Genomic DNA, 22,215 nt, shown 5'->3' with positions numbered 1-22,215 from the left:
TTGAGATCTTATCCCTTCGCTAACGCGACTCTCGCACAATAATGATCCACATAATTCGTTCGTTCTCCGGGTCTGTTCATGATCGCTTGATGCATCTTCTTAAGGACCTCTTCGGCAAAATCCATCTCCCGCCACTTCTCGTAGCGTATTCCGAACCCAAGCGATTCCCATAATTCCAAATTGCTCTGCTCGTGACTTCCGAACGGCTCCAGCAGAATAAGCGGGGTAGCGGATGCAAGCGAATCAATTAATGTGCCCGCTCCCGGCTTGGCCACAATAGCCATCGCCTCCGAAGCGACATCGAATAACCAATGATGATCAGCCTTAGCGGCGTATGCATTCGTCACATCTCCCGCTATTTCGATGTATGGCGGAAACTCGTGCAGGCCGTTCGCGCTCTTCACCCATGCACACCATTCCGGATTATTCATCCAATACCGGTGATCGGGATCGGGCTTCGCTTCCTTCCAATCGTAAGCTACGATATCAAGCCCATAGTTACGACCGACAAGCTCCGGAACTTTACTTTGATAAGTGCCCATCCCCCAGCCGCCGCCATGAACAACAAGCCGCCGCTTCCTCGAGTCGAAGGGCAGTGGCGTGCCAAGAGAAACCGAGATTTCGTTTCGAATCTCCATCTTGTCGGTATCATAGAGACACGCGTTATAATAATGGTCGTCGTAGCGAGGATGAAACTTCTTCAGGCTTTTCCAAGACGGGGCCAGATCTGAATCGACGTAAAGCAGGTCTACATGAATTTGTTTCGGCAGCATCTTCTCCCGATACAAATCCAGAATATAGACCCAATGTCCGGATAACGAAATGAATTCGCGCCGTTCTTCCGCTTTCCACGCTTCCAGCAACAACTCGACCTGAGCATAATCAATGCTGCCCCGGATATCCATCGGCATTCGGGCCGATAAGTTCGCAAGTGCGAAATTGTTGTGGTAAGCCTTCCTGCTGTCTGCAATATGGTCCATCTTGTCTTGTTCCAAGTAGCTTTCGAACACGAGCACTTCTGTCGCGATACCCCTTTTCTCGAATTCGCTTGCAGCTAACAGGCCGGGAATATAGAAGCCCAGACCGAAACCCGAGCAAAGGACCGTTACTTTCCGCCTATCCATAAACTTTCTTCCCCCATTCATGGTTTCCAGCGCTTCGGACTGCATCAGCCGACGATCTTGAAGGATAACGACGACAGCACCTCCTTGACTTTAGCGGACAATCGTTCGTAACCCTGTTCCCCCTCAACCAACGAATAATACAATCTGCCTTTCACTTGCTTATTCCGAATGCCCTTGCTTTCGCTGATGACTTTGTTAATAAGCAGCGTATTGGCGCTTAACGGCAAAATGCCGAACCCTCGATCAGGCTTGTATAGAACACCTTCGCGGTCCAGCGTTTCCAGTAATTGATCGAACGTCATATCGGATGCAAATTGTACGGTCACATGCGTCATGCTCCCTGCAGCAACGTGCTTCTCCAAGTGACGGTCTACATAATGCTTGATCAGACTCATCGATCTTCGAGCATTCACCTCAACGATCGGAACGATCCTGCCGTCTGTCAACAGCATGGAATCGACGCATACATCGCCGTGATAACCAGCCTGGTAAAGCTCGCGAGCCACTAGTTTCATCACTTCAAAATACTTCGCTTCCTGCAGCAGCTGAAGCAGCCTATCATCGGCTGTAAAGGAGCCTTGGTAAGCAAAATTGTGATTGACCAATTTCTGCACCGAGATATGTCGGTAAGTACCGTCCGGATCGATGTGGAATTGACAGGAGAAATCCAGTTCCTTGTGGAGGAACGGCTCTATAATAAACCGAACCATTCTTCCCTTGCTGCACTGATCGGCGAGATAGGATGTCACTCGTCGCAATATCGCTTCCGACTCGATCAGCAAATTCCCTTTCCCGGATACGCCAAACTCATCTTTAATCAGGAAAGGTCCTTGGTTCAGCAATGTTAAGCCGCTTGCCAGCAGCTCTTCATGGGAATGGACCGTTTGGCTGTCAGACCGAAGACCAAGGCGACGGTTCAATTCGGTTGAATACAGCTTCGAATTGACAGTTTGAACCGTTTCGATAGCTGGAAAATCCCGCTTCAACCCGTAACGTGCAGCAGTACGATCCGCCCCCGGAATGACGGCAAATGGTGACAACCGAGCGCCATCCAGCCATTGCGGATCCATGTCGCCCATTCGATCGGCTGATGTGATCAGGTCGAATATATTGGCGGTTCTGCCTGCGTTTCCACCTTCGGGCCTTTCGAGATCGGTTGAATTGGAGATAAAATCAAATCCGATCGCATGCAAATACGATTGGTGGCAAACGTTCATTCGATAGCGAGTAATGAGCCTATCCTCCGCCTCGCACAATGGAAAGAGCAGCTCATCCATGGCCATCACGACATTCTCCATTTCGGGATCACGAAACGACGGAAGCATGGCTAGATTGGGGTCACGCCAGAAGCGTTCCGCGTCAAACGTCCCGATAATAAGCTCGCGCTTGCGTCTATCGTTCATACCGATGCCGTCTTCTGCAGCTCCGAGAGGTAACGACAGAAGGTCGCGACCGATTCCATAAGATCGAAGTCAAATTGTTCAAAATCGATTTCAATACCGAACCGCTCTTCCACCTTTAATACGAAAGTAATCAGTTGCAGCGAGTCCAATCCCCCGTCTTCCATGATGTTGGAATGCTCGTTCAAGCTCTGTGCCAGCTGGGCGTCGTCCTTGATTTCACATATCATCGCAATGATCTGTTCTTCCATAGTTACCTCCCGTTTAATGGATATATTGACCTTGGTAATAATGGATCGTTCTAGCGAGTGCCTCCTGCAAACCTATCGTCGGTTCCCAGTCCATAATCGTCCGTGATATGGTAATATCCGGCTTTCTTCTCCTAGGATCGTCTTCCGGCAGCGGGAGAAACTCGATCTGCGCGTTGGACTCCATGAGTTCCTTCAATATTTGGGCGACCTCCAAGATGGTGACTTCCTCCGGATTTCCCAAATTGACGGGCTGTTCGTACGTGGTGCTCAGCAATCTCATAATCCCTTCCAGCAGGTCGTCGATATACTGAAAGCTTCTCGTCTGTCTGCCGTCTCCATAAATCGTAAGGTTTTGCTTTGCCATGATTTGATTAATGAAATTGGTAATGACTCGTCCGTCATTCAAATCCATCTTCGGACCGAACGTGTTGAAAATCCGAATAACCCTTACCGGTATGCCGTATTTCCTATTCATCCAGTAGGTGATCGCCTCTGCATACCGCTTCGCTTCGTTGTAGCAGCTTCTTGCTCCAACCGAATTCACATTGCCGAAGTAACTCTCCGGCTGCGGGTGAACGGTTGGGTTTCCATAGATCTCGCTTGTTGAAGCTAGGAAGAAACCGGCCTGTTTTTCTTTGGCCAGATGCAGCAAATGCATCGTTCCTTCACTGTTGACCCTCATCGTTTCGATCGGATAGGCTAAATATTTGGGCGGGCTGGCAGGACTTGCGAAATGCATCACCCAATCGATGGGTCCGTCAATTACGAGCGGAGTAATGACGTCATGTTCGATGAACTTGAAATTTGGCGACCGCAAGAGATTGTCCATGTTGGCGGAAGACCCTGTCAGAAAATTATCGACACCGATAACGGTATGGCCTTCCCGCAACAACCTCTCGGCAAGATTCGATCCGATGAATCCTGCGACTCCTGTTAATACAATGAATATTATGATCCCCCCATTCACTTGAGGTTGGTGAAACCGTTATCAATTCAAACGATGTTCCATCTAGATGCTTGGAATTCAGATGAGGAGATGTTCGAGCGGGGCCAATATTTGCATTACTAGACATATATTAGCATAATAGATTTAAGTTAAGCACCCAACAAAATCATAAATATTACCTTACAAATTATAGGTATTAAACAAGCAGGGATGGTGCCAAGAGAGATTGTCGAAGTGAGTGAGTTCGATGTAGAGATACTTGGAATAAAGCGAATGGAGCCATGCTGATCGTTGGAATACGAGAAGGAAGTCTTTGGACGACTGATTCGGTACTTTTGTAAATGGTTAAGCGTTTATCGTTCCGGATACTACAACTGCTTTAAAGTTCGACAAACGACTTGCACGCATGAAAGCGAACAAGCGTTTAAGTCCAGCATCACTCCCTCCATATGTCATACCTAAATCATCAGACGCTTACTGAATGCCGACTTGCTGCAGCCATCGTTCAAGGAATATTGATTCTTCATTTTGTATATTGCTTATCATCGTATGTAAGCCTTCTAAAACACTTCTATTTCTAGTCAAATTGTATTTAAGCGCTAAGTTCACCATAATCTTCGCCTTAACTTCTATTGATATGAATTCATCTATATGCTCTGTGTTTAATTGACTTAGAAGCCGATTATCGTACAAGTACTTGAGTCTTAACGTCATGATCTTCTTATGATCATGAAGTAAATGAAAGGGTCTTACATCAAGTTTAGACTCATTGTCCGAAGTCTCTTTCACATAATTTATGAGAGTAGTGTAAATCTGCATGCCGAAGTCAAGATTTTCCCTGTCGCCTCCATAGTTGAACATTTCCCAGTATTCCGGCGTTTTATTAGCGAAATAGTTTCTTATAGAATTCAATATGGTGTCTACACTGAAATTATCTTGATAATGATCATTGAATTTGTACAAATACACCATTTCTCTCAGATAATCATGATTTGTAGTTAAATGATTAGTGGAGAAAGCAAGATTGAAATCTGTGAATGAAATTTCTTCTTGGCTATAAACCCCATTCTTGAAAAAATCGGAAACATACAATATCTCTCTATCCAGATCATACCCATAAACAAATATGTCATGGTGTAATTGGAGTCTATTATATCGATCGCTTAAGGGCACGTTGAAATAATTCACCATTGTGTGGACATAATGATGTGAATTAATGTTTTCAATAATAAAATGAATAACGGAGTCCCATTTACTTGTTACCGTATCTCTGTGTATCTTTTGAGTCGTAATCCATTTGCATGAATCCGAAGGTCGCAGCTCATAAGTCAGAGGGAAATAGAAATCTCCCCAATTATGTTTATAATCTTTGTTAATATATAATTGGATATAATTACCGAATATCCATGGATGTGCGCACTCGTGATAGGTAAGTATGGACAAAAGATGAGCATGCTGCGTATAGGTTGTAATCATCGGATAGCTTATCGGCAGTATTTTCCTCCCTATTGTTTGGGTTGCATGATTCAATTTCTTCGTTCACCCCTCGTAATCTTATTGACTTGACTGGCTCTTGGTCCAGCTCCTTGTTTGTACGTATTCCTTTTTCAACTGATATTCTAAACATTACAATTGTCGAAAGAAAGATGCCTTTTGTCGACTTCTTGATATATTTTTTCAATCATGCAAAAATTCGGTTTTCATTCTCAATTACATATCTCATCTAGCAATAAGGACTTCGTACTTGCTCTGTCCAGTTTACCGGTTTTCGTTTTTGGAATTTCGTCAATAATCCTCCATTGTCTTGGTACTTTATACGACGACAGATGCAAGTTACAATGTTTCTTCAGCGCATCTATATCAACCAGACATTCTTCAAACACTTTCAGAAACGCGATAGGTACTTCGCCTAATAGAACATCATGCACACCAAGCACGATGACTTCCTCAATTTCTTGTACGCCATACAGAAACTCTTCGATTTCCTCCGGATAGATATTGATGCCGCCAGAGATAATGATATTCTTCTTTCTGCCGGAGAGCATCAGACACCCTGATTCATTCCAATATCCCAAATCGCCTGTCTTTAACCAGCCATCAACAACTGTTTCGTCCGTTAACGCTTGGTTTCTGTAATAACCGAGCATCACATTTGGGCCCTTGACCCAAATTTCTCCGGTGGCGGCTCCTTCAACCTCATTCTCTTGTTCGTCAACAATTCGAATCGAAACATCACTGACGGGAGATCCACAGGATAATATGCGGTCTCCCCGTTCCATCATGCTCACCCGCGGAGAAGCTTCTGTTAATCCATAAGTTTGAACAATGTCCGCTTTAGGAAATACTGTCCGAAGATGATCTGCTAATTTCGCGGGAACCGCCGCACCGCTAATTACAATCAAATTAATGGAATCAAAGGCACTCCAGTTGGGGGTCTGATGAAAATCAGAAATAAAGTGCATCAATTGCGTAGGCACCGCTGAGAATGCCGTGACCGCCTTATTCTGAAACAGTTTAAACGCTGTGCGCGGCAGCAAGGGTAAGCTGATAAGGATAATTCGGGTTCCATAAAGCATGCAAGAAATCAATTGCGTGACTATCGTAGAACTGAAATGAGCGGGCATCGTTACAAGAAACGAGTCTTGATCCGTATAACCGATCTTCTGTCCATGTGCCAACGCATTCGTCAATACATTCCGATGAGACAACATAACGATTTTAGATTTTCCGGTCGTGCCCGATGTAGGCAGCAGAATCGCACGTTGATCGGGATCAGATTGATTCGTTACCGAGATCGATTCAAACGAAGGCATCGGTTCTTGCGATAGATCCTGAGCGGTAACCCAAGGGATGTCGCTATTTAAATGGGCGGGCCGTGCATATTTACTGATGACCAGCTTGGCGTCGCTGGCATTCAGAATATTTTCAATCTCAGTCTTGGACGCCGAGTAAGGAATCGGTATTAGCACATGGCCGCAGAACTGAATGCCAAGCGCAGCAAAAACGAACAAGGGCTCATTATTTGTATACAATGCAAGATGACTGCCGGCCTCGAGATCGAAGTTCTTCTTAATATACGAAGCAATCGAATAGGCTTCTGTCATCATCTCTGCGTAAGTCCACTGTTGCTTTATATCTTGAAGGATAATTTGTTCTTTACGATCACAAGCTTCCATCAATAAACGCTCAATGATAGTCATAATCTCCTCCTCGATTAGGTTCGTTGCAGATTTATGCTATCGTTTTCTCGGTCAAATAATGAATGATTAATCCAGCTGTGGAGAACTTCTCAAACAATAGATCCTCATCAGGGATCGCGATGTTAAATTTCGATTCCATCGAGACAATAAGCTTGATGAAGCCAGCCGAATCGATCCCTAGTTCCAACAAATTGGCATTGCGGTCATCTGGATACTCAATTTCAAGCTCAGCAAAAATTTCGTCTCTCAAAATATCTTCGATTGAACTAGACATCATGTTCCCTCCGTTCGATAATCTCTTTATAAAGCACTGAAGGAGTTGTTAGCAGAGAAGCTGCAAGTGATGCTGGAGGCGGAATTGATCGAGAGTTACCATCGCCAACTTCGCAAAGGCACTAAAGAAAAAAGCATTCCCAAAGCGACGAGGCGCTGCTGAAAATGCTCTACATCTAAGAGGATTTACACAAAAAGAATTACAACCTTAAAAAGTGCTATTTCAATATAAATTACAAATATACCAATTGTCAACAAGCTTGAACAAGTCCATTGCTGACCTCTAGTAGAGGAGGTTATGCGGATTTCAAGCCGGATTCGCCGCACTTATAGTGCTTGATCGCTGCCTGGATCTGTCTATCAAACTCAAACCTTGCAGGGTCACCCTTTTGTATGGAATTGATGTTGTCTAATGGATGTCCTTTTGTACCACTAGCTTCATATTCAATTGTTGTTTTATCCAATTCGAGTATAAACCCTGTATGATGCGCATTCCCATCTTTATAAACAAACCAAACTCCCACGTACTTTTCATATTCAAAAAAATCCACCACGTAAATATCGGTATCCCGCCACAACTCCCCCTCCGAACCTGAGGAATCTTCGCACATCGCCGTCAATTCCTTATCGGTTGCCTTCAGCGATCTTTGTCCGGCGATGTTCCAAAATGCGGATCACGAACCGGCTGGACTTTGAGTGATAGCGTATCGATTACCTCATAATCGCCTTTCGGCCATAAATCTTCTTTCGGAGTTGTATGGCCCGTACAATAAACATCGCCACCGAATCGATCAAATTTGAACAAAGCATCTTTCCAATTGTCTACATTTGATTGAGCATATACTTTGTGAACGCCGGACGGGTCCGTATATAATCTCACTTCAACCGAAATCTGCTGCCCGACATAAGGTTCAGAGCCCGCTGGTCTTGGATAGACTTCATCAGGATTATTCCACAAGTTATAATTGATGCATTCATCAATCGCGCTCTCGATATTCGCTATTGTATAACCGGTTGGCAATCGTTCGCCGGGACTAGAATTGCTGTGATTACTGTCAGCGCCACAAGAGCTAATGAGCAGAACGATGCCCACGATGAGAATATTCAGCACCGTCTTATGTTTCATACTGCTTCCCCCCTGTTCCAGAGAAATAAACATGAAAAAGGACCCCTTACGAGGTCAGAATCCTAAAAATCCTTTAGCATTTAAAGATTATTTATTTTTTTTACCTTTCATTTTCTGTACTGTGATAAACGTAACAAGACAAGAAAGCGCACTGCTTGTCGCTACTATAATTGGTAGTATATTTCCCAAATGCTTTACCCCTATAATTTCACCATTTTCATTATTATACCATTTAATACACCCTAAACCAACCACCTTGCAAAAAGAGCCTCCAGAAAAGCTTCAGATGATTACACTTTTGATAGAATAAGTCGCCAAAGGGCAATCGATGTTCCAATTTCACGCCCGCAACAACTTCTTCTACCGCTGCTACATCCGTAATGAAACCAAAACTTACGCATCTCGTTTACGGTACAATACAATAGCTGCTGCAATAAAGATCAGTGTCCATAACATTGAAATGCCTGTCCCTTGCATGGGTGTAAGGACATTTATTTTGCCTTGATCAGCCCGATGGTTCCAATACTAATAAGATCCTCCAGGTCTTCTCCAGTGTTTTCGAACTTCTTGAGGTTGTGGACACGAAACTCCTGTAATTTAAAGCAATTTCAAGTGGTGAATATCTTCCCATCGATCTGGTTGGTTGTCTTGAGGCAGTCGCTCCTGAATGACTGGAATAAGCAATTGCTTTTCCGTCTTGTTATTCTCAACATGTTCGAACCTCAATTGACTAAAATTGAAACGGTATCTCTTCTCCTCTCGAGTAGACATATATAGTTCACCCTGTTCGTAGCTTAAAGCCCCTAACTCATCAACCGACTCTATTGTCGTAATATATGTTGTTGCAGGCTGCTTGTTTACTTCGACAGCATAAAGTTTAATATCTCCGCTATTTGTTGAATTCGTATACAAATAACCTTTGTCAGTCGAGAAGTCAAACGTATATCCAGAATGGATTCGTCCTCCGACAAACCGAGAATATACTTGTTCATGACAGTTAGTTTAGCTCTAGCCCTATCGATGCCACTGACAATAAGCATAGCCGGCTGCTTCGAGTTGGATATCGGGAAAGCAACCTCTGTTTTCGATGGATGAACTACTAATCCGCCTATAACAGACTGATCACTATCGCTCGAGAACACAACCGTATCGTCCAATAACAATGCAGGTGGATTCAACAAGCCATTGCTGCGTTCGTTCGCAGATTGGTAGATAAAGTGTTCGCCCTTCCAGAACAACATCAACCAAGAGAGGGGCACCTTGAAGGTGAAATCTATCACAAAAATCACGTCTTTGAAAAAAAGGGATTTTCTATGATAAACGCAACAATTTTATCAGGAAGTAAAGTCATCCTTGCTTTGCTTGAGACAATCGTTGGAGGGCGATGCCTTAGTCGCTCACGCGCTGGGCGTCGGGTGCCGCATCACACTTATTTTTCAAAGTCGATGAACACAACCCGATGTAACCATCTGTCCTCATGATTCGCACGAAATCCCAAAAAAATAGGATGAAGCAGCAGTATAGCTGCCTCATCCTATCGTTTTCGGTTTATGGTTTATGGTTTATGGCGTCGAACCCCAGACGACCGTACCGCTTTGGAGAATTGTAACTTTGCTCCAGTCCGCGAATGCCGTTTTCGTTCCGTCGAACGAGTAGTCGTTCGATTCATTGAAGTTCGACCAGTCAGACTTCGCGACGCGGATCTGAATATCGCCTGTCTGTCCTCCAGCTGCGATCGAGCCAGCATTTGCATTGAACGAAATCTCCAGATACGTATCAGCGTTCGTGCCTGTCGTGCTCGCGAACGCACCGCTCACATTGGAAGTCCCGATCTGTGCATAATCCGCGTAGAAATTGAGCGCTGCACTGCTATCCTTCGTAAAATAGTACCGCAGCTTCAAGCTGCTCAAGTTGACAGCGCTCGTCCCCGTATTCTTTATGTTGAACGTGGCGTAGATTTGGTTGTCCGTCGCGTTGCTGTTAGTCACTTTGTACTGTGCAACTAGCGTGCCTGTACCGCCGCCCGTGCTGCCAGCCGCAGGGGTCGCGCTTACCTGTGTCGAGTTGGCGCTTGTGCCCGTGCTATTCGCAGCGCTGACGACGTAATAGTACGTCGTACCATTCGTCAGGCCCGTATTTGTGTAGCTCGTCGAAGTGACATTCGTCGCTACGTTCGTGTACGCGCCGCCGCTCGTTGTTGCCCGTTTGACCGTATAGCTCGTCGCGCCGCTCGAAGCCGTCCAGCTGAGCGATACTTGCGCGTTGCCCGCCGTTGCAGTCAAACCCGTAGGCGCTGCCGGTGCCGTAGGCGTCGTCGTGCTGCCGCTCAGGTATTGTTTCAGCCATGTCAGAGCTGGACGTTCAGTGCCGTTGGAGTGAACCAGATATGAATCCGACGTCCATGTCTGGCCTTCTGTGTATCCCCAGAGAGTAATGCCTTTAATGTTCGGATTTTCCCATAGAATAGGGAATTTCTCTTTATAGCGCGCCAGCTGTGTGGCGTCGTCCCCGGTAAGGTCCAATTCGGAAATGTAGATCGGCAGCCCCGTCGCGGTAAGCGTGCTCAGCACGCTGTTCATCGTGCTGACCGACACGTCGTTCAAGTTGAAATAATGGCCTTGAAGACCGATTCCATCGATCAAACCACGGGATTTGAGCAAATTGATAATGGTGACATAATTGGCAGCCTGGGTCGGATCGTTAAGGATGCCGTATTCGTTGATTAACAGCTTCGAGTTCGGAAATGCCGTACGCGCTTGCTCAAAGGACCAAATGACCCAGTCCCAGCCCGTCGTTCCGTCGCCGCCGATTGCGTTACGGAAGCTAGGCTTCGCATGAAGCGGTTCGTTTACGACGTCGACGTACTCCGCACCGCTATAATGCGTTCCTGCCGCTTTAATCCACTCGATCACTTCGGCTTTCTGATCGGCGGCCGACAAGCTTGAGATCCAGCTCGGCTCTTGGCTTCCCCAGACGAGCGTATGGAATTTGAATGGCATGCCGTTTGTTTTCGCATAATTATAAGCCGTGTCTCCCTGCGTCCAGTTCATCGTGTTGCGCGTGCCCTCGACGGAGCCCCATTTCGTCGCGTTCTCCGGCGTGATCTGATTCCAATAGGTGCTGAAATTAGATGGCACGCTGCTTCCGATGACGTTGCCGAGGAATTTAGAACCTGACGCGAGGCTCGCATGAGCTTTCTGTGCCGATGTTACAAACAGGAATGAGGATACTACCATCGCGAACGCAAGCATCAAATGGATAGATTTTGATTTTACCGATAACATAATTGTCGCCTCCTTTTAATGGGCAAATATTTTAAACAAAATTATGCCTGAGTTGTGGGCGCGCAAGATGCGGTAATCTAGTCGCCAATCACTCGTATTCCTCCTCCCATTATTTGATAGCGCTTGCACACTTCATTATAAGAGGGTCGTTCTAAAACTGCAGTTAGTAAAATTTAGAATATTACCAAAAAACTATAGATTCGGCGGTGTGTACCTCCTTGAGTCGGAAGTACATGACAAAACGCCAAAGCACGACTATGGCATTAGGAACTGGTCTCGCGATCGGAATTGTATTTCAGACCCTCCGTATACCGTCTCCCGCACCACCCATGTTGGGATTGATCGGTTTATTCGGCATGTTCATAGGACAACGACTTATCCCATGGATTAAATTATTGATCCCTCATAAAAGTTAAATCTGGTTGATCGATTCATTTACAACATCGACATTTCTTGATCTGGTCTTAGAGAAAGGATATCTTAGCAAGAAATAGAAATAAGTATATGAAATGCATCTACAGCTCCGTCCATAAGCACAACAAATTATGATTCAATGGGAGGATATCATGGGGAAAATTGCAATTTTCGGGTTCGGCCGAATCGGTCGGCAATTACTTAGAGCAGCGCTTCAAGAGAAACTCTTCGTACCTTACTCGGTCTCTGACATTAAAGATGAATCTACGCTTGCTGCGCTCTTTGAGGTGGATACGAATTATAAGCGTTGGCATGAAGAGGTTTCCAGCCGAGAAGGGGCTTTCGTCATTGGCGGCCGAGAGATTCGGTATATTAATTCGTCCAGCGAGGTGCCGAATTGGGGAGAACTAGGTGTCGAGCTGGTCGTAGACTGTACGGGACGTGCTGTAACCAGGCCTGTTGCGCAGATGCACTTGGATCGCGGCGCTAAACGTGTGCTTGTCAGCGGGCCGAGTAAAAGTCTCGAAGACTGCGACGCCGTTCTGCTTAAAGGCATCAATCTCCACAGCTTCGATCCGGATAAGCATCGAATCATTAGTATGGCGAGCTGTACGACCAATGCTCTGGCTCCTGTCGTCAAATTAGTTAGAGAAAATTACGGCATTAAACACGGCTTGTTCTCAACGGTTCATTCGTATACGAATACGCAATCGCTAACCGATCAGCCTATGAAGGATCGTCGAGATTCTTGGGCGGCAGCTGAGAATATCATCCCATCATCTTCCGGCGCAGCTAAGGCTCTCAAGTTCATTTGGAACGATCTCCAGATTACCGGGAAGGCATACCGAATCCCGACTCGCACAGGCAGCATTGCGGAGCTCAATCTGATAACAGAGAAACCATGCTCCGTTCAGGAGATCAATGACATGTTCCGCCTTGCTGCTCATGAAGGCGAGCTTAAGGGAGTCCTCGATGTATTGGAGGGTGAATGGGCTTCTTCTCGTATTGTAGGGGATCCGCACTCATCAATTATTGATCTGCCCTTGACGCAAGTGCAGGGCGAGCTCGTCTCCGTAGCCGCTTGGTATGATAATGAATGGGGTTATGCTTCTCGGTTAGCTGAGGTTGCTGCTTTTCTTGTTAAATAATAGTTTGGTTAGTTGAAACAATATTGAGCATTTACTAAAAACTGCACCCAATTGTAAGATATAGTCTAACAATTGGGTGCAGTTTTTTGTCCCAAATCAATTGTCTAAAGGGGGAACTGGATGCATATGAAAGGAGCAAAACCACATATATGCATTACTGCTTGATAAGCAATTGTGCCAAGAAGCAATCGAAGTGGTGGTTTGGCAGCTTCAATAACTTCAATGTGAATCCAGTTTCCTTTTATGAAGCATGAACAGAAATAACGCAGCAATAATCACGCCATATAGTAGTGATGCTCCAATTACAGCTAGTTTACTATAAAGAGTCGCAGCATAATAATCCATCAGCACATTTAATGTGCTATTTAATGGAGGCAACAAAAGAATCGCTTTTTTTAAGCCTTCAGGCAAAGTGTTTTCAATTCCCTCTGCGGAAATTGTAACGACAACGGCAACACTGAACAATAAGAAAGACATTACTCGGGATCGGATAAATTTGGAACTGAACCAACAAGCTAGTGCGACACCTAACCAGGATGAGCAGACATGATAAATCAAGGACATGCATAGCTCTTCAAAGTTAGGATTTCTATCAAACTTGTGAAATAACGCAGGAAACACCACCGCATATAACGCCAATGGGACGGAAAACGGCCAGCTATATAACAATTTAGAAATATACAGTTTAAGTAAACTACCACTGTGCAGCATAGTTACAGATTCCTGATTCGCCGTTTCAATATCTATGAGCGTATAACAAATAACCGGTGGGGCTTGTATAATGGCTACCTTGCGATGAAAGTAATGGATTTTTCACTAACTTTAGCGATGTGTGGGTTGTTTAATAAAACTTCACGTTGTGCCTCATTAAAATATTTCTTGCTCATGTCATCCCCTCCGCTGCATCTTCCAGTATATGAAAAAGTACCCACAGCCCAAACACCTTTTGTCAAAGTGTCCAGTCTATAGGTACCAGCTTAACTCAAAGATTGACTGGTATGATGTTCTATAAATATCGCAAACAAAGAGATTGTTTTTATTCCCAATTTTGTCATGAGCTTATCCTAATGACATTGACCAGCCGCGCCGATCTCGCCTAATGCTTAATGGGTTTTTCTATTGAAGCAGCGGCACTCCCCCGGTTCTTGTCCATATGGCTTCTTCCTTGACCCGGATACCACCAACTGAATCGTCCGAGTATCTTCATGGTGACTGGAACAAGCACCATCCTGATAATAGTTGCATCTAGGGCGATAGCGACGGCCATCCCAAATCCAATCATCTGAATAGGCAGTGACCCTGAGAATGCGAAGCCGAAAAACACCGCCAGCATCAATAAGGCTGCTCCTGTAATCAACGGACCGGTTTTCTCCATTCCGGTCGCTATGCTTTGCTCATGCTGACGAGTATCATCATATTCTTCTTTAATTCGTGAAACAAGAAACACTTCATAGTCTGTACTTAATCCGAAAAGAAGCGCCATCAGCAGGAGTGGAACAAAAAGAATGATGTATCCATTGGTCGCGACCCCGAAAATGCTGCTTCCATGCCCTTCAGCAAAAACGAATACGAGAATTCCATACGTAGCCGAAACTGAAATCAAGTTGAGTATGATTGCTTTTAGCGGCAGGAGAATACTTCTAAATGTAATCAAAAGGATCACGTAAATTAAACCAAGCATAATCGCAAGAGCCGGGAATAGACTTTTATTTACTTCGTGGGATGACTGGATTCCCGACATCGTCTCCCCACCAATAAGGAAAGTTGTGCCGTCGTTGAATTGGAAGTTCGGCAATATGTGATCCCGTAATTTTTTGACGAACTCGCGACTAGTATCACTTGATCCATAGGAATCCAGCTTCACTTCGAGTACAGCCACATGCTTGTTATTGCTCAGGAAACGTCCTAGCATTTTCTGTACATCCGTTGGTAAGTTATTGCTTCCATTCTGCAGAACTTCTGCTGCAGTAGATGAAGGTACACCAGGAAGGAAAGAAGCTACGGACGTCACAGCGTCAACATGTTCTTCCAGTTTCAGTTGCTCTTGCAATTCCACAATCTTAGCGTATGCATCTGAGGTATCCAATTGCTGCTTATCATTTGTTAGGACGATATTGACCGGGCTTGTTACACCTTTTCCAAAAGATTCCTCGAGCGTTTCAAAGCCGTGACGCAGTTCGTTGTTTTCGGGGAGGACGCGGAAGTCCGGCGAGTAAAGCTTCATATTTAACGCAGGCGCAGCGAAGAGTAATAGAAGCCCCACCGATAGGATTAGAAAAACAAACGGTCGCTTCATCACCATATAAGTCCATTTTTGCCAACCGCTCGACGTTTGATCAGAACGCTTCGGAAGAGGAATCTGGAACTTGTTGATATTCTTGCCTAGAATGCTGAGCAGTGCTGGCATCAGTGTTATACTTACCAGGCCCGTAACAATTACAACCACAATCCCGCCTAATGCTATCGACTTAATCACTGGCATGTCGACGATAAATAAAGCAGACAATGCGGCGATGACCGTAATCGCAGAGAACAGGACGGTGTGCCCGGCCGTTTGTACGGTGCGCACCACTGCCTCCACTGTATTTTTGCTCTCAAGCTCCTTTTTAAAGCGACTGACAATAAATAAAGAATAGTCGATGCCTACTCCAAGTCCTAGCATCATGGCGGAACTTGTAACGAAGGAGGAAAGCTCTACATGATTCGCCACACCTTTAATAATTCCCATGGCTAAGATAACGGCAGCAATTGTAACGAACAAGGACGTCAGCGTGGCAGCTACCGAGCGGTAAGCAAACACAAGTACGATTAGGACGAGCGGGAAAGCCATTAATTCGGCTCTACCCAGCCCTTCATCTGATAGTTTATCACTTTCCCCTGCATAAGCAGCTGAACCGAGTAGATGAGCCTGGATATTCAAGGAGTTAGCTTGCGCTTTTAAACGTTCTTGGTAATCTGGCATCTTCTTTCTTAAATAATCTGATTCAATACTCATGTCCACGAAGGCAATGCTGACATGCTTATCCTTACCGATCATCCCTTGCCCGATGTCGGAAGATGCATCTAACAGACTTAATACGCTGGATACTCCCTCCTCCGTCTTGAGGCGCGTAATCAGTTGCTGAAGTTTATCATTATACTCCGGAGTGCCCGCCTCATGATCAGGATCACGAACAAGAAGCGTCAGTGAAGTTTCAGACCGGCCTGCAAACTCTTTCGACAATAGCTCATTTGCTTGTTTTGCCATAGATCCAGATACTTGATATCCTCCGCCGCTAAGAACATCATCCAGCCCACTGGCATTCATTCCGCCAAACCCTATAGCCAGAAGCCATACAATGACGATAATCCACCTTGCTTTATAAACACCTCTGCCTAATCCCTTAAACATGCTATTCAAATTGCCACCTTCCATTTTCAAATATGATTACTTCTAAGCAGGTGTCGGATGTTAGTTGCACTGCGCATTGACTTGTTAAATGAATGATGTATAAATAAGTGGGAAGTTCTATAAGCGGGAAAACAATTAGGAAGTAGTAATCTTGAGGTGGGGTGTGAAACATATATCACATTTGCAAATTAACCTGGAGAAATATGGATCTAAATCCTCTAATGTGTAATAACAGCCTTGGTTTCGCCTTTGACTTTTTGCCTTCGTTGATCTGAGAAGAGAGCGATGAAAATGCCTGGAATAAGTAAGAAGCTAACCAGGTGAAAGGTTGAGCTAAATCCCTTTGCCATATACGAACGTATTTCAGCATTGATACTTGGCCACAACTGTGCAATATCTTCCCGATTTTGATCAAAAGCTGCTTTCGTTTCCTGCGTTTGACTTGGCGCTTGATCAATTACTTCCTTTTCACGTTGATCGACCTGTTCCAAAACTTTCTCTAATGTCATTTTTTGCTGAGCGTTTCCTTCTAGCGCTTCATTGTTCATGGATTGAATACTTGTAATCAATCCGTCTTTCATAGACGCATCAAGTGTGGAAGCTTGAACCGTTTGTATTGCTTTGTCAGAAGCAGTTGAAAGTTCGTTCTTCATGTTACTGCTCAGCATCGTAGCTAATAAAGCAACACCGACTACCATTCCGAGTGTACGAGCCACATTGGTAACTCCTGAAACGATCCCGAGCTTGTCGGCAGGAATGTTGTTAACAGCTGAACCAAAAAGCGGCACAACCGATATACCAAGCCCTGCGCCTAACAGACAAAGTCGCCACACCACTTCAAAGCGAGACGAATCCGCATCTAGGCTGCCAAATAAATAAACCGCTGCAGTGATAATGGCCAGACCGATACTTGCCAAAAAGCGTCCACCTATTTTCTCAGACATCGGCCCGGAAACGACCGAAAATACCGTTGCAGTCAAAGAACTTGCAATGATCGTCATTCCCGCTTCAAGCACAGACATATCACGTAAACTCATTAAGAAAAAGGCGAGCAGAAAACCTCCGGCAGCCGTTCCAATCGAAGTAAAGAATAGTCCAGCGGAAGAAGCGTTAAAGGTTGAAATGCGCATCAATGACAAGGGTAGCATAGGATCTTTAGATCTTCTTTCAACAACTATAAACAATGCAAGTGACAATAATGATCCTGCGAATAACGCTAAGACGTAGAAGGAACCCCAACCATGATCCGATGTCTCGATTAAGCCTAATGTGAAACAGAAAATGGCGGCTGAAATGGTTAACATACCTGCAAAATCCATGCTTTTGCTAGCGGTTTTGTCGTAAGACTCCTGTAAGAACAAGTAAGAAATGATAAACGAAACGATAGCAATCGGAAGATTTACGAAATATACAGACTGCCAATTGAAGTACTCGGTCAAAATTCCTCCTAGTGCTGGCCCGCTTGCACTAGCCACGCCTGCTATTGCTCCCCAGATCCCTAGAACAGCGCCATGTTTTTCTTTCGGAAAAAGTTGAATGGCAAGCGGAATGGTGACGGGTACAATAATGGCCGCGCTTAAGCCCTGCAGCACACGGAACAAAATGAGTAAATCAAGTGTTGATGCGATTCCGCACAAAAAAGAAGTTGACGCAAACAAAATTAGTCCGATGAGGAAAAGCTTTTTGCGGCCAAATTGATCTGCTATGCGCGAAGCCGTTAACATCAATACCGCAAAGGCTATGTTGTATCCATTCATGATCCAACTAATATCACTCACATCACGATTAAAATATTCAGCCGTTTTCGGCAGTGCAATATTCACAATCGTTGTATCCAGCAGTGCGATAAAATACCCTAAAATGATTCCAATAAATGTGAGCATTGTTCTGCCCCTACTCAAATTGTTCACTCGCCACCATCTCCATCACTATAAAATTGTTGTTTGTTTTGCAAACCTTGTTGTCCTGCTATCTCAGTTCCCTGTAACTACTGTCATCCTTGATCCTTAGATAAATTGAATTTATGTTTGGTCCCTAGTAATCGATTTAAAAAATCTTCCATCGCAGCAAGAACATCTGGTTCAAAAATACCCGACCGTAAACTGCCATCGTCAAAAATACAGTCAAATACCGCTACGATCATAAAAGCGGTTTGCTTTGGAAATTCCACATTGAACAAGCCGGCCTCAACACCTTCTTCGATAACAGAGTGTACAAGTGGCTTAATCTCGTTATTACATCGAATTTCAAACAAATGATTCAGCACTAATCTTACATCTTGATGGATGTAACGCATGAGGTCGCTATTCCAACCTTCAAAATAAATAAAAGATTTAGCCATCTGTTCAAATTTTTGAATTGCATCTATTTGACTGTTACGCGCAGTTATTTCCAATTCGTGAATAAGGCTATCAGAGTATCGCTGAAGCAGGTGATCCACTAACTCGTCTTTCGATTTGAAATAATGATAAATCGTTCCTTTTGCAACGCCCATTCGTTGCGAAATATCCTGAACCGTTGTTTTTTCGAAGCCTTTCTCCAAAAATAGACGTTCGGCCGTTTGTATAATTTCGTTAAACCCTTCGTCACGTGTCCTGACCATAGATTCACACCTCTCTCAGTTTTTTCTAATTATAGTCCACTGACTGACCGCCGGTCAATAACACTTCAAAAAATATATGTCGATAGTCCGAGCGATTTCCGTGGACATTAAAGAAAATGACTCCTGTGAATATAGAAGCCATCTTTTAGTTGCATAGGCTTGTTTAATTTGTTCCCACAATCTGAGTTACAATTCAATTTTATACGGTACGTCTGAAATTACATAACGGCGGTTCTAAGTTCTTTGCCAACACCATTTAAAATCGGTTCTTCGTCAATCTTTACAATTTGTGCAGGTATGCCGACAACGGTACAATTCGGTGGCACTTCCTTCAACACGATGGAGCCAGCGCCAATTTTTGAGTTATCCCCCACTTTAAAGGATCCTAATACTTTTGCACCAGAACTAATGATTACATTATTCCCTATATCCGGATGCCTTTTGCCTGAGCTCTTACCGGTTCCCCCCAATACAGCTCCCTGATACATTGTTACATTATCTCCTATGACACTCGTTTCCCCGATTACTACACCCATGCCATGATCAATAAATAAACCAAATCCAATCTGAGCCCCAGGGTGAATCTCTATGCCTGTAATAAATCGGCTAAAGTGAGATATCATCCTTGCAATTAATCGCCAATTTCTCTTATATAAGAAATGTGCAGCGCGGTGAAACATAATCGCATGAAAGCCAGGATAACAAAGAATAACTTCCCATACACTTGACGCGGCAGGATCTCGATCGAGTATGGATTTAATTTCTTTTTGGATTTGCCTGAACATAAAGTCCTCCTTTCCAGTTAATATGCATCCTTATCGAATTTATTAGCTTACTTTATACATACCTTCTTCATAGCTCACTACAACGATTGAACCATTGGAAATATTTTTAAATTTGTCCCTATCTTTATCGATTATGTAGAGTAACGTTGAGATCGTTAGACCATGACTAACAATTAAAACATTTTTAGCGCCAGATGCGGTTGCCTTTGAAACTATAGAAGAAAAACTGGACCATACTCTATCTTTTAAAACTTCCCAAGATTCTGCTTGACCAGACTTATCCATGTTAAAAATGACATTTGCCACTTCTTTCAAAGTCAGCTCCGATGGCTCTCCATCCGTTAAATTCTGAAGCTTTAATTTCTTCAAATTACTAAAGGTTTCCTCAATATCTTGTCCATCGAATGTACCAAATTCCCATTCCCTGAGCCCTGCATCCGCATGAAAAACGATACTTTCGTTAGCTAAAGTTTTTAGGATGATGTCTTTTGTTTCAATCGCTCTTTTTTGATTACTAGAGTAAACTAAATCAAATTGGAGGTCTCTGCTTTTCAACTCTAGAGCTAAATTTTCAATCATATCTTTTCCGTTTTCGGTAAGAGATGCATCGGATTGCCCTTGAATTTTATTTTCAACATTAGCAAGCGTCTCACCATGACGCACGAAGTAGAAGTTGTGCATAAATGATTTTATCTCCTTTACCAAATCGCCTTATCCGAATCGATATTTTCCAAATAATCTTTTGTTATTTCTTTAACGGAATGAACAAGATATTTAACACCTGTTTTCTTCATCTCTTTCTCTTGAAAACCCCACGAATGCCGAGCAGGCACCCCAATGAATGGAATCTGATGTTTTTTGGCTTCTTCAGCCACACGATTAACATCATCGATGAACAAAACTTCAGAAAAATCTAGGTCATATATTTCTTTCGTGATTTCTTTAAGACCGGGTCTAAAAGAATTTGTGCAAATATATTGATCAAAATATTTCAAATACGGTCTAAATCTTGTATCAATCATGTTTTCTTCTAATCCGCCATAGCAAACTACCTTCACATCCAAGCTGTTCAACATTTCCAGAAACTCTGTAACGCCTGGAATAATGGGATCTTCATCGTCCTGGATAAAGTTTTTTCTCTCATTAAAGAACTCATTTAACAGTTCCTTAGTGGACGTTTCTTCAGGAAGTCCTAAGTAACGTATCGCGTAAGCTGCTGCATCCTCTCTTCTTTGAGAAAATGTATTGCTTTCTAATTCAGCCGTATACTCAACTCCGTATTTCTTCGATAGAATATGAAGAACAGGACTAAACGTATCTACTAATAGAACGCCATCAATATCACAGGCAATTAGTTTTATTTTTTTCATTCTTATACCCATTCCTTTCGCTAAAGGCGATAAAAGTACTATGTAATCTACAATCCCGTAAGGCAGAGCTTGAAAAAGCGTCGAGGCAACATCCGTGCCATTGCAATGACACGGATGTTGTTAACGACCATCTATGAACTCGACGTTATACTACTGGACTTTTCCAGATTTCTTGATCCGAATCAACTTGTTCCAAATAATCTTTTGTTATTTCTTTAATTGAACTAACAATATATTTAACGCCTGTTTTTTCCATCTCTTTCTTTTGGAAACCCCATGAATGCTGAGCCGGCACCCCAATAAACGGAATATTATACTTTTTTGCTTCCTCAGCCATTCGATTAACGTCATCTATGAACAAAACTTCAGAAAAATCGAGGCCATGAATATCTTGCACGATTTCTTTAAGACCTGGTCGGAAAGCATCGGTGCAAATATATCGTTCGAAATATTTCTCCAAAACCGGTCTAACTCCCAAATCAATCAAATTCTCTTCTAATCCACCATAGCAAACCATCTTCACATTCATGCTTTTCAACGTATCCAGAAACTCAATAACGCCTGCATTAAGCGGATTCTCGCCATTCACCAAAAAGTTTTCTCTCTCTTTGTAGAACTCTTCCAAAATTTGCTCGATGGACAATCCGGAAGGAGATCCTAAGACACGGATTGCGTAAGATGCGGAATCTTCTCTTCTTTGGGAAATCGTATTGTATTCCAATTCAGGAGTATACTCCGCTCCATATTTCTTCGTCTGAATATGAAGAACTTGAGTAAAAATATCCTCTATTACGACTCCATCATAATCAACAGCAATCAGTTTTATATTTTTCATTGTTATTCTCCTTTATTTTCAAATGGTATGAGATCGTTTCTGACTAGCTTTTCTCGATAAATCATT

The 22,215-nt window shown here is 43.7% G+C and carries 20 protein-coding genes and 1 pseudogene; 2 read left to right on the top strand and 19 right to left on the bottom strand.

All coding sequences use genetic code 11. From position 1 onward, the window contains the following. Nucleotides 1–8 precede the first annotated feature (8 nt). The 11 genes and pseudogenes from H8B09_RS26065 to H8B09_RS31415 all read right to left on the bottom strand — a co-directional run bounded on the left by H8B09_RS26065 (nt 9) and on the right by H8B09_RS31415 (nt 11,604). Nucleotides 9–1,124: a UDP-glucuronosyltransferase gene (locus H8B09_RS26065; RefSeq protein WP_191206530.1), complete on the bottom strand. Its 1,116-nt coding sequence runs from the start codon at nt 1,122–1,124 to the stop codon at nt 9–11. Nucleotides 1,125–1,168: 44 nt separating this feature from the next. Next, nucleotides 1,169–2,527 carry an ATP-grasp domain-containing protein gene (locus tag H8B09_RS26060; protein WP_191206529.1) on the bottom strand — a complete coding sequence of 453 codons (1,359 nt, stop codon included), beginning with the start codon at nt 2,525–2,527 and terminating at the stop codon, nt 1,169–1,171. Next, nucleotides 2,524–2,775, bottom strand: coding sequence for an acyl carrier protein (locus tag H8B09_RS26055; protein WP_191206528.1), 252 nt, complete (start codon nt 2,773–2,775; stop codon nt 2,524–2,526). Before H8B09_RS26055 ends, H8B09_RS26060 begins: the two co-directional genes overlap by 4 nt. Before the next feature lie 13 nt (nt 2,776–2,788). Next, nucleotides 2,789–3,742, bottom strand: a complete 954-nt coding sequence (locus tag H8B09_RS26050) for an NAD-dependent epimerase/dehydratase family protein (RefSeq protein ID WP_318152775.1) — start codon at nt 3,740–3,742, stop codon at nt 2,789–2,791. Nucleotides 3,743–5,427: 1,685 nt separating this feature from the next. Beyond that, nucleotides 5,428–6,921 carry a class I adenylate-forming enzyme family protein gene (locus H8B09_RS26045; RefSeq protein WP_191206527.1) on the bottom strand — a complete coding sequence of 498 codons (1,494 nt, stop codon included), beginning with the start codon at nt 6,919–6,921 and terminating at the stop codon, nt 5,428–5,430. Between the two features lie 31 nt (nt 6,922–6,952). After that, the gene (locus H8B09_RS26040) at nt 6,953–7,195 is read right to left on the bottom strand and encodes an acyl carrier protein (protein WP_191206526.1); all 243 of its coding nucleotides are present in this window, start codon (nt 7,193–7,195) and stop codon (nt 6,953–6,955) included. A 295-nt stretch (nt 7,196–7,490) separates the two neighbouring features. Next, nucleotides 7,491–7,805, bottom strand: a complete 315-nt coding sequence (locus tag H8B09_RS26035; protein WP_191206525.1) for a hypothetical protein — start codon at nt 7,803–7,805, stop codon at nt 7,491–7,493. A gap of 26 nt (nt 7,806–7,831) precedes the next feature. After that, on the bottom strand, nt 7,832–8,320 hold the full coding sequence (locus H8B09_RS26030; RefSeq protein WP_191206524.1) for a hypothetical protein: 489 nt from the start codon (nt 8,318–8,320) through the stop codon (nt 7,832–7,834). A gap of 497 nt (nt 8,321–8,817) precedes the next feature. Continuing rightward, nucleotides 8,818–8,898, bottom strand: a pseudogene (locus H8B09_RS31350) (RNA polymerase subunit sigma); the annotation flags it as partial. A gap of 279 nt (nt 8,899–9,177) precedes the next feature. Beyond that, the gene (locus H8B09_RS26025) at nt 9,178–9,564 is read right to left on the bottom strand and encodes a hypothetical protein (protein ID WP_191206523.1); all 387 of its coding nucleotides are present in this window, start codon (nt 9,562–9,564) and stop codon (nt 9,178–9,180) included. 318 nt (nt 9,565–9,882) lie between these two features. After that, the gene (locus tag H8B09_RS31415; RefSeq protein ID WP_191206522.1) at nt 9,883–11,604 is read right to left on the bottom strand and encodes an endo-1,4-beta-xylanase; all 1,722 of its coding nucleotides are present in this window, start codon (nt 11,602–11,604) and stop codon (nt 9,883–9,885) included. Nucleotides 11,605–11,837: 233 nt separating this feature from the next. Here H8B09_RS31415 and H8B09_RS26015 point away from each other — a divergent pair, with 233 nt between their 5' ends. Further along, nucleotides 11,838–12,020, top strand: a complete 183-nt coding sequence (locus tag H8B09_RS26015; RefSeq protein ID WP_318152774.1) for a XapX domain-containing protein — start codon at nt 11,838–11,840, stop codon at nt 12,018–12,020. A 150-nt stretch (nt 12,021–12,170) separates the two neighbouring features. Beyond that, complete coding sequence (locus tag H8B09_RS26010) at nt 12,171–13,166, top strand: type I glyceraldehyde-3-phosphate dehydrogenase (protein WP_191206521.1); 996 nt, start codon at nt 12,171–12,173, stop codon at nt 13,164–13,166. 219 nt (nt 13,167–13,385) lie between these two features. Here the strand turns inward: H8B09_RS26010 and H8B09_RS30780 are convergent, their stop codons facing one another. The 8 genes from H8B09_RS30780 to H8B09_RS25970 form a co-directional block, all read right to left on the bottom strand. After that, a complete protein-coding gene (locus H8B09_RS30780) occupies nt 13,386–13,877 on the bottom strand; it encodes a hypothetical protein (RefSeq protein ID WP_224754027.1) in 492 nt (163 codons plus the stop codon). A 385-nt stretch (nt 13,878–14,262) separates the two neighbouring features. After that, complete coding sequence (locus H8B09_RS26000) at nt 14,263–16,581, bottom strand: MMPL family transporter (RefSeq protein WP_224754047.1); 2,319 nt, start codon at nt 16,579–16,581, stop codon at nt 14,263–14,265. Between the two features lie 194 nt (nt 16,582–16,775). After that, nucleotides 16,776–18,467 (bottom strand): MFS transporter, encoded by a 1,692-nt coding sequence (locus tag H8B09_RS25995; RefSeq protein ID WP_191206518.1) that lies wholly within the window; start codon nt 18,465–18,467, stop codon nt 16,776–16,778. An 83-nt stretch (nt 18,468–18,550) separates the two neighbouring features. Then, nucleotides 18,551–19,159: a TetR/AcrR family transcriptional regulator gene (locus H8B09_RS25990; RefSeq protein WP_191206517.1), complete on the bottom strand. Its 609-nt coding sequence runs from the start codon at nt 19,157–19,159 to the stop codon at nt 18,551–18,553. A 218-nt stretch (nt 19,160–19,377) separates the two neighbouring features. Further along, nucleotides 19,378–19,944 (bottom strand): serine O-acetyltransferase, encoded by a 567-nt coding sequence (gene cysE, locus H8B09_RS25985; RefSeq protein WP_191206516.1) that lies wholly within the window; start codon nt 19,942–19,944, stop codon nt 19,378–19,380. Nucleotides 19,945–19,986: 42 nt separating this feature from the next. After that, nucleotides 19,987–20,625, bottom strand: coding sequence for a histidine phosphatase family protein (locus H8B09_RS25980; protein ID WP_191206515.1), 639 nt, complete (start codon nt 20,623–20,625; stop codon nt 19,987–19,989). A gap of 17 nt (nt 20,626–20,642) precedes the next feature. Next, nucleotides 20,643–21,314 carry an HAD family hydrolase gene (locus H8B09_RS25975; RefSeq protein ID WP_191206514.1) on the bottom strand — a complete coding sequence of 224 codons (672 nt, stop codon included), beginning with the start codon at nt 21,312–21,314 and terminating at the stop codon, nt 20,643–20,645. A gap of 145 nt (nt 21,315–21,459) precedes the next feature. Then, nucleotides 21,460–22,149, bottom strand: a complete 690-nt coding sequence (locus tag H8B09_RS25970; RefSeq protein WP_191206513.1) for an HAD family hydrolase — start codon at nt 22,147–22,149, stop codon at nt 21,460–21,462. Nucleotides 22,150–22,215 lie beyond the last annotated feature (66 nt).

Source organism: Paenibacillus terricola (assembly GCF_014779765.1).
GTDB classification, from domain to species: Bacteria; Bacillota; Bacilli; order Paenibacillales; family Paenibacillaceae; genus Paenibacillus_T; species Paenibacillus_T terricola.
The sequence above is the reverse complement of the archived record's forward strand: the minus strand, read 5'-3'. Positions and strand labels throughout refer to the sequence as shown.

Bases quoted from the DNA above. Each gene is read 5' to 3' on its own strand.
- H8B09_RS25975 (WP_191206514.1), bottom strand. From the start codon at position 21,314: ATGAAAAAAATAAAACTAATTGCCTGTGATATTGATGGCGTTCTATTA.
- H8B09_RS31415 (WP_191206522.1), bottom strand. From the start codon at position 11,604: ATGTTATCGGTAAAATCAAAATCTATCCATTTGATGCTTGCGTTCGCG.
- H8B09_RS26060 (WP_191206529.1), bottom strand. From the start codon at position 2,527: ATGAACGATAGACGCAAGCGCGAGCTTATTATCGGGACGTTTGACGCG.
- H8B09_RS26000 (WP_224754047.1), bottom strand. From the start codon at position 16,581: ATGGAAGGTGGCAATTTGAATAGCATGTTTAAGGGATTAGGCAGAGGT.
- H8B09_RS26030 (WP_191206524.1), bottom strand. From the start codon at position 8,320: ATGAAACATAAGACGGTGCTGAATATTCTCATCGTGGGCATCGTTCTG.
- H8B09_RS26015 (WP_318152774.1), top strand. From the start codon at position 11,838: ATGACAAAACGCCAAAGCACGACTATGGCATTAGGAACTGGTCTCGCG.
- H8B09_RS25980 (WP_191206515.1), bottom strand. From the start codon at position 20,625: ATGCACAACTTCTACTTCGTGCGTCATGGTGAGACGCTTGCTAATGTT.
- H8B09_RS26035 (WP_191206525.1), bottom strand. From the start codon at position 7,805: ATGTGCGAAGATTCCTCAGGTTCGGAGGGGGAGTTGTGGCGGGATACC.
- H8B09_RS25970 (WP_191206513.1), bottom strand. From the start codon at position 22,149: ATGAAAAATATAAAACTGATTGCTGTTGATTATGATGGAGTCGTAATA.
- H8B09_RS30780 (WP_224754027.1), bottom strand. From the start codon at position 13,877: ATGCTGCACAGTGGTAGTTTACTTAAACTGTATATTTCTAAATTGTTA.
- H8B09_RS26065 (WP_191206530.1), bottom strand. From the start codon at position 1,124: ATGGATAGGCGGAAAGTAACGGTCCTTTGCTCGGGTTTCGGTCTGGGC.
- H8B09_RS26040 (WP_191206526.1), bottom strand. From the start codon at position 7,195: ATGTCTAGTTCAATCGAAGATATTTTGAGAGACGAAATTTTTGCTGAG.
- H8B09_RS26045 (WP_191206527.1), bottom strand. From the start codon at position 6,921: ATGACTATCATTGAGCGTTTATTGATGGAAGCTTGTGATCGTAAAGAA.
- H8B09_RS26010 (WP_191206521.1), top strand. From the start codon at position 12,171: ATGGGGAAAATTGCAATTTTCGGGTTCGGCCGAATCGGTCGGCAATTA.
- cysE (WP_191206516.1), bottom strand. From the start codon at position 19,944: ATGTTCAGGCAAATCCAAAAAGAAATTAAATCCATACTCGATCGAGAT.
- H8B09_RS25990 (WP_191206517.1), bottom strand. From the start codon at position 19,159: ATGGTCAGGACACGTGACGAAGGGTTTAACGAAATTATACAAACGGCC.
- H8B09_RS26055 (WP_191206528.1), bottom strand. From the start codon at position 2,775: ATGGAAGAACAGATCATTGCGATGATATGTGAAATCAAGGACGACGCC.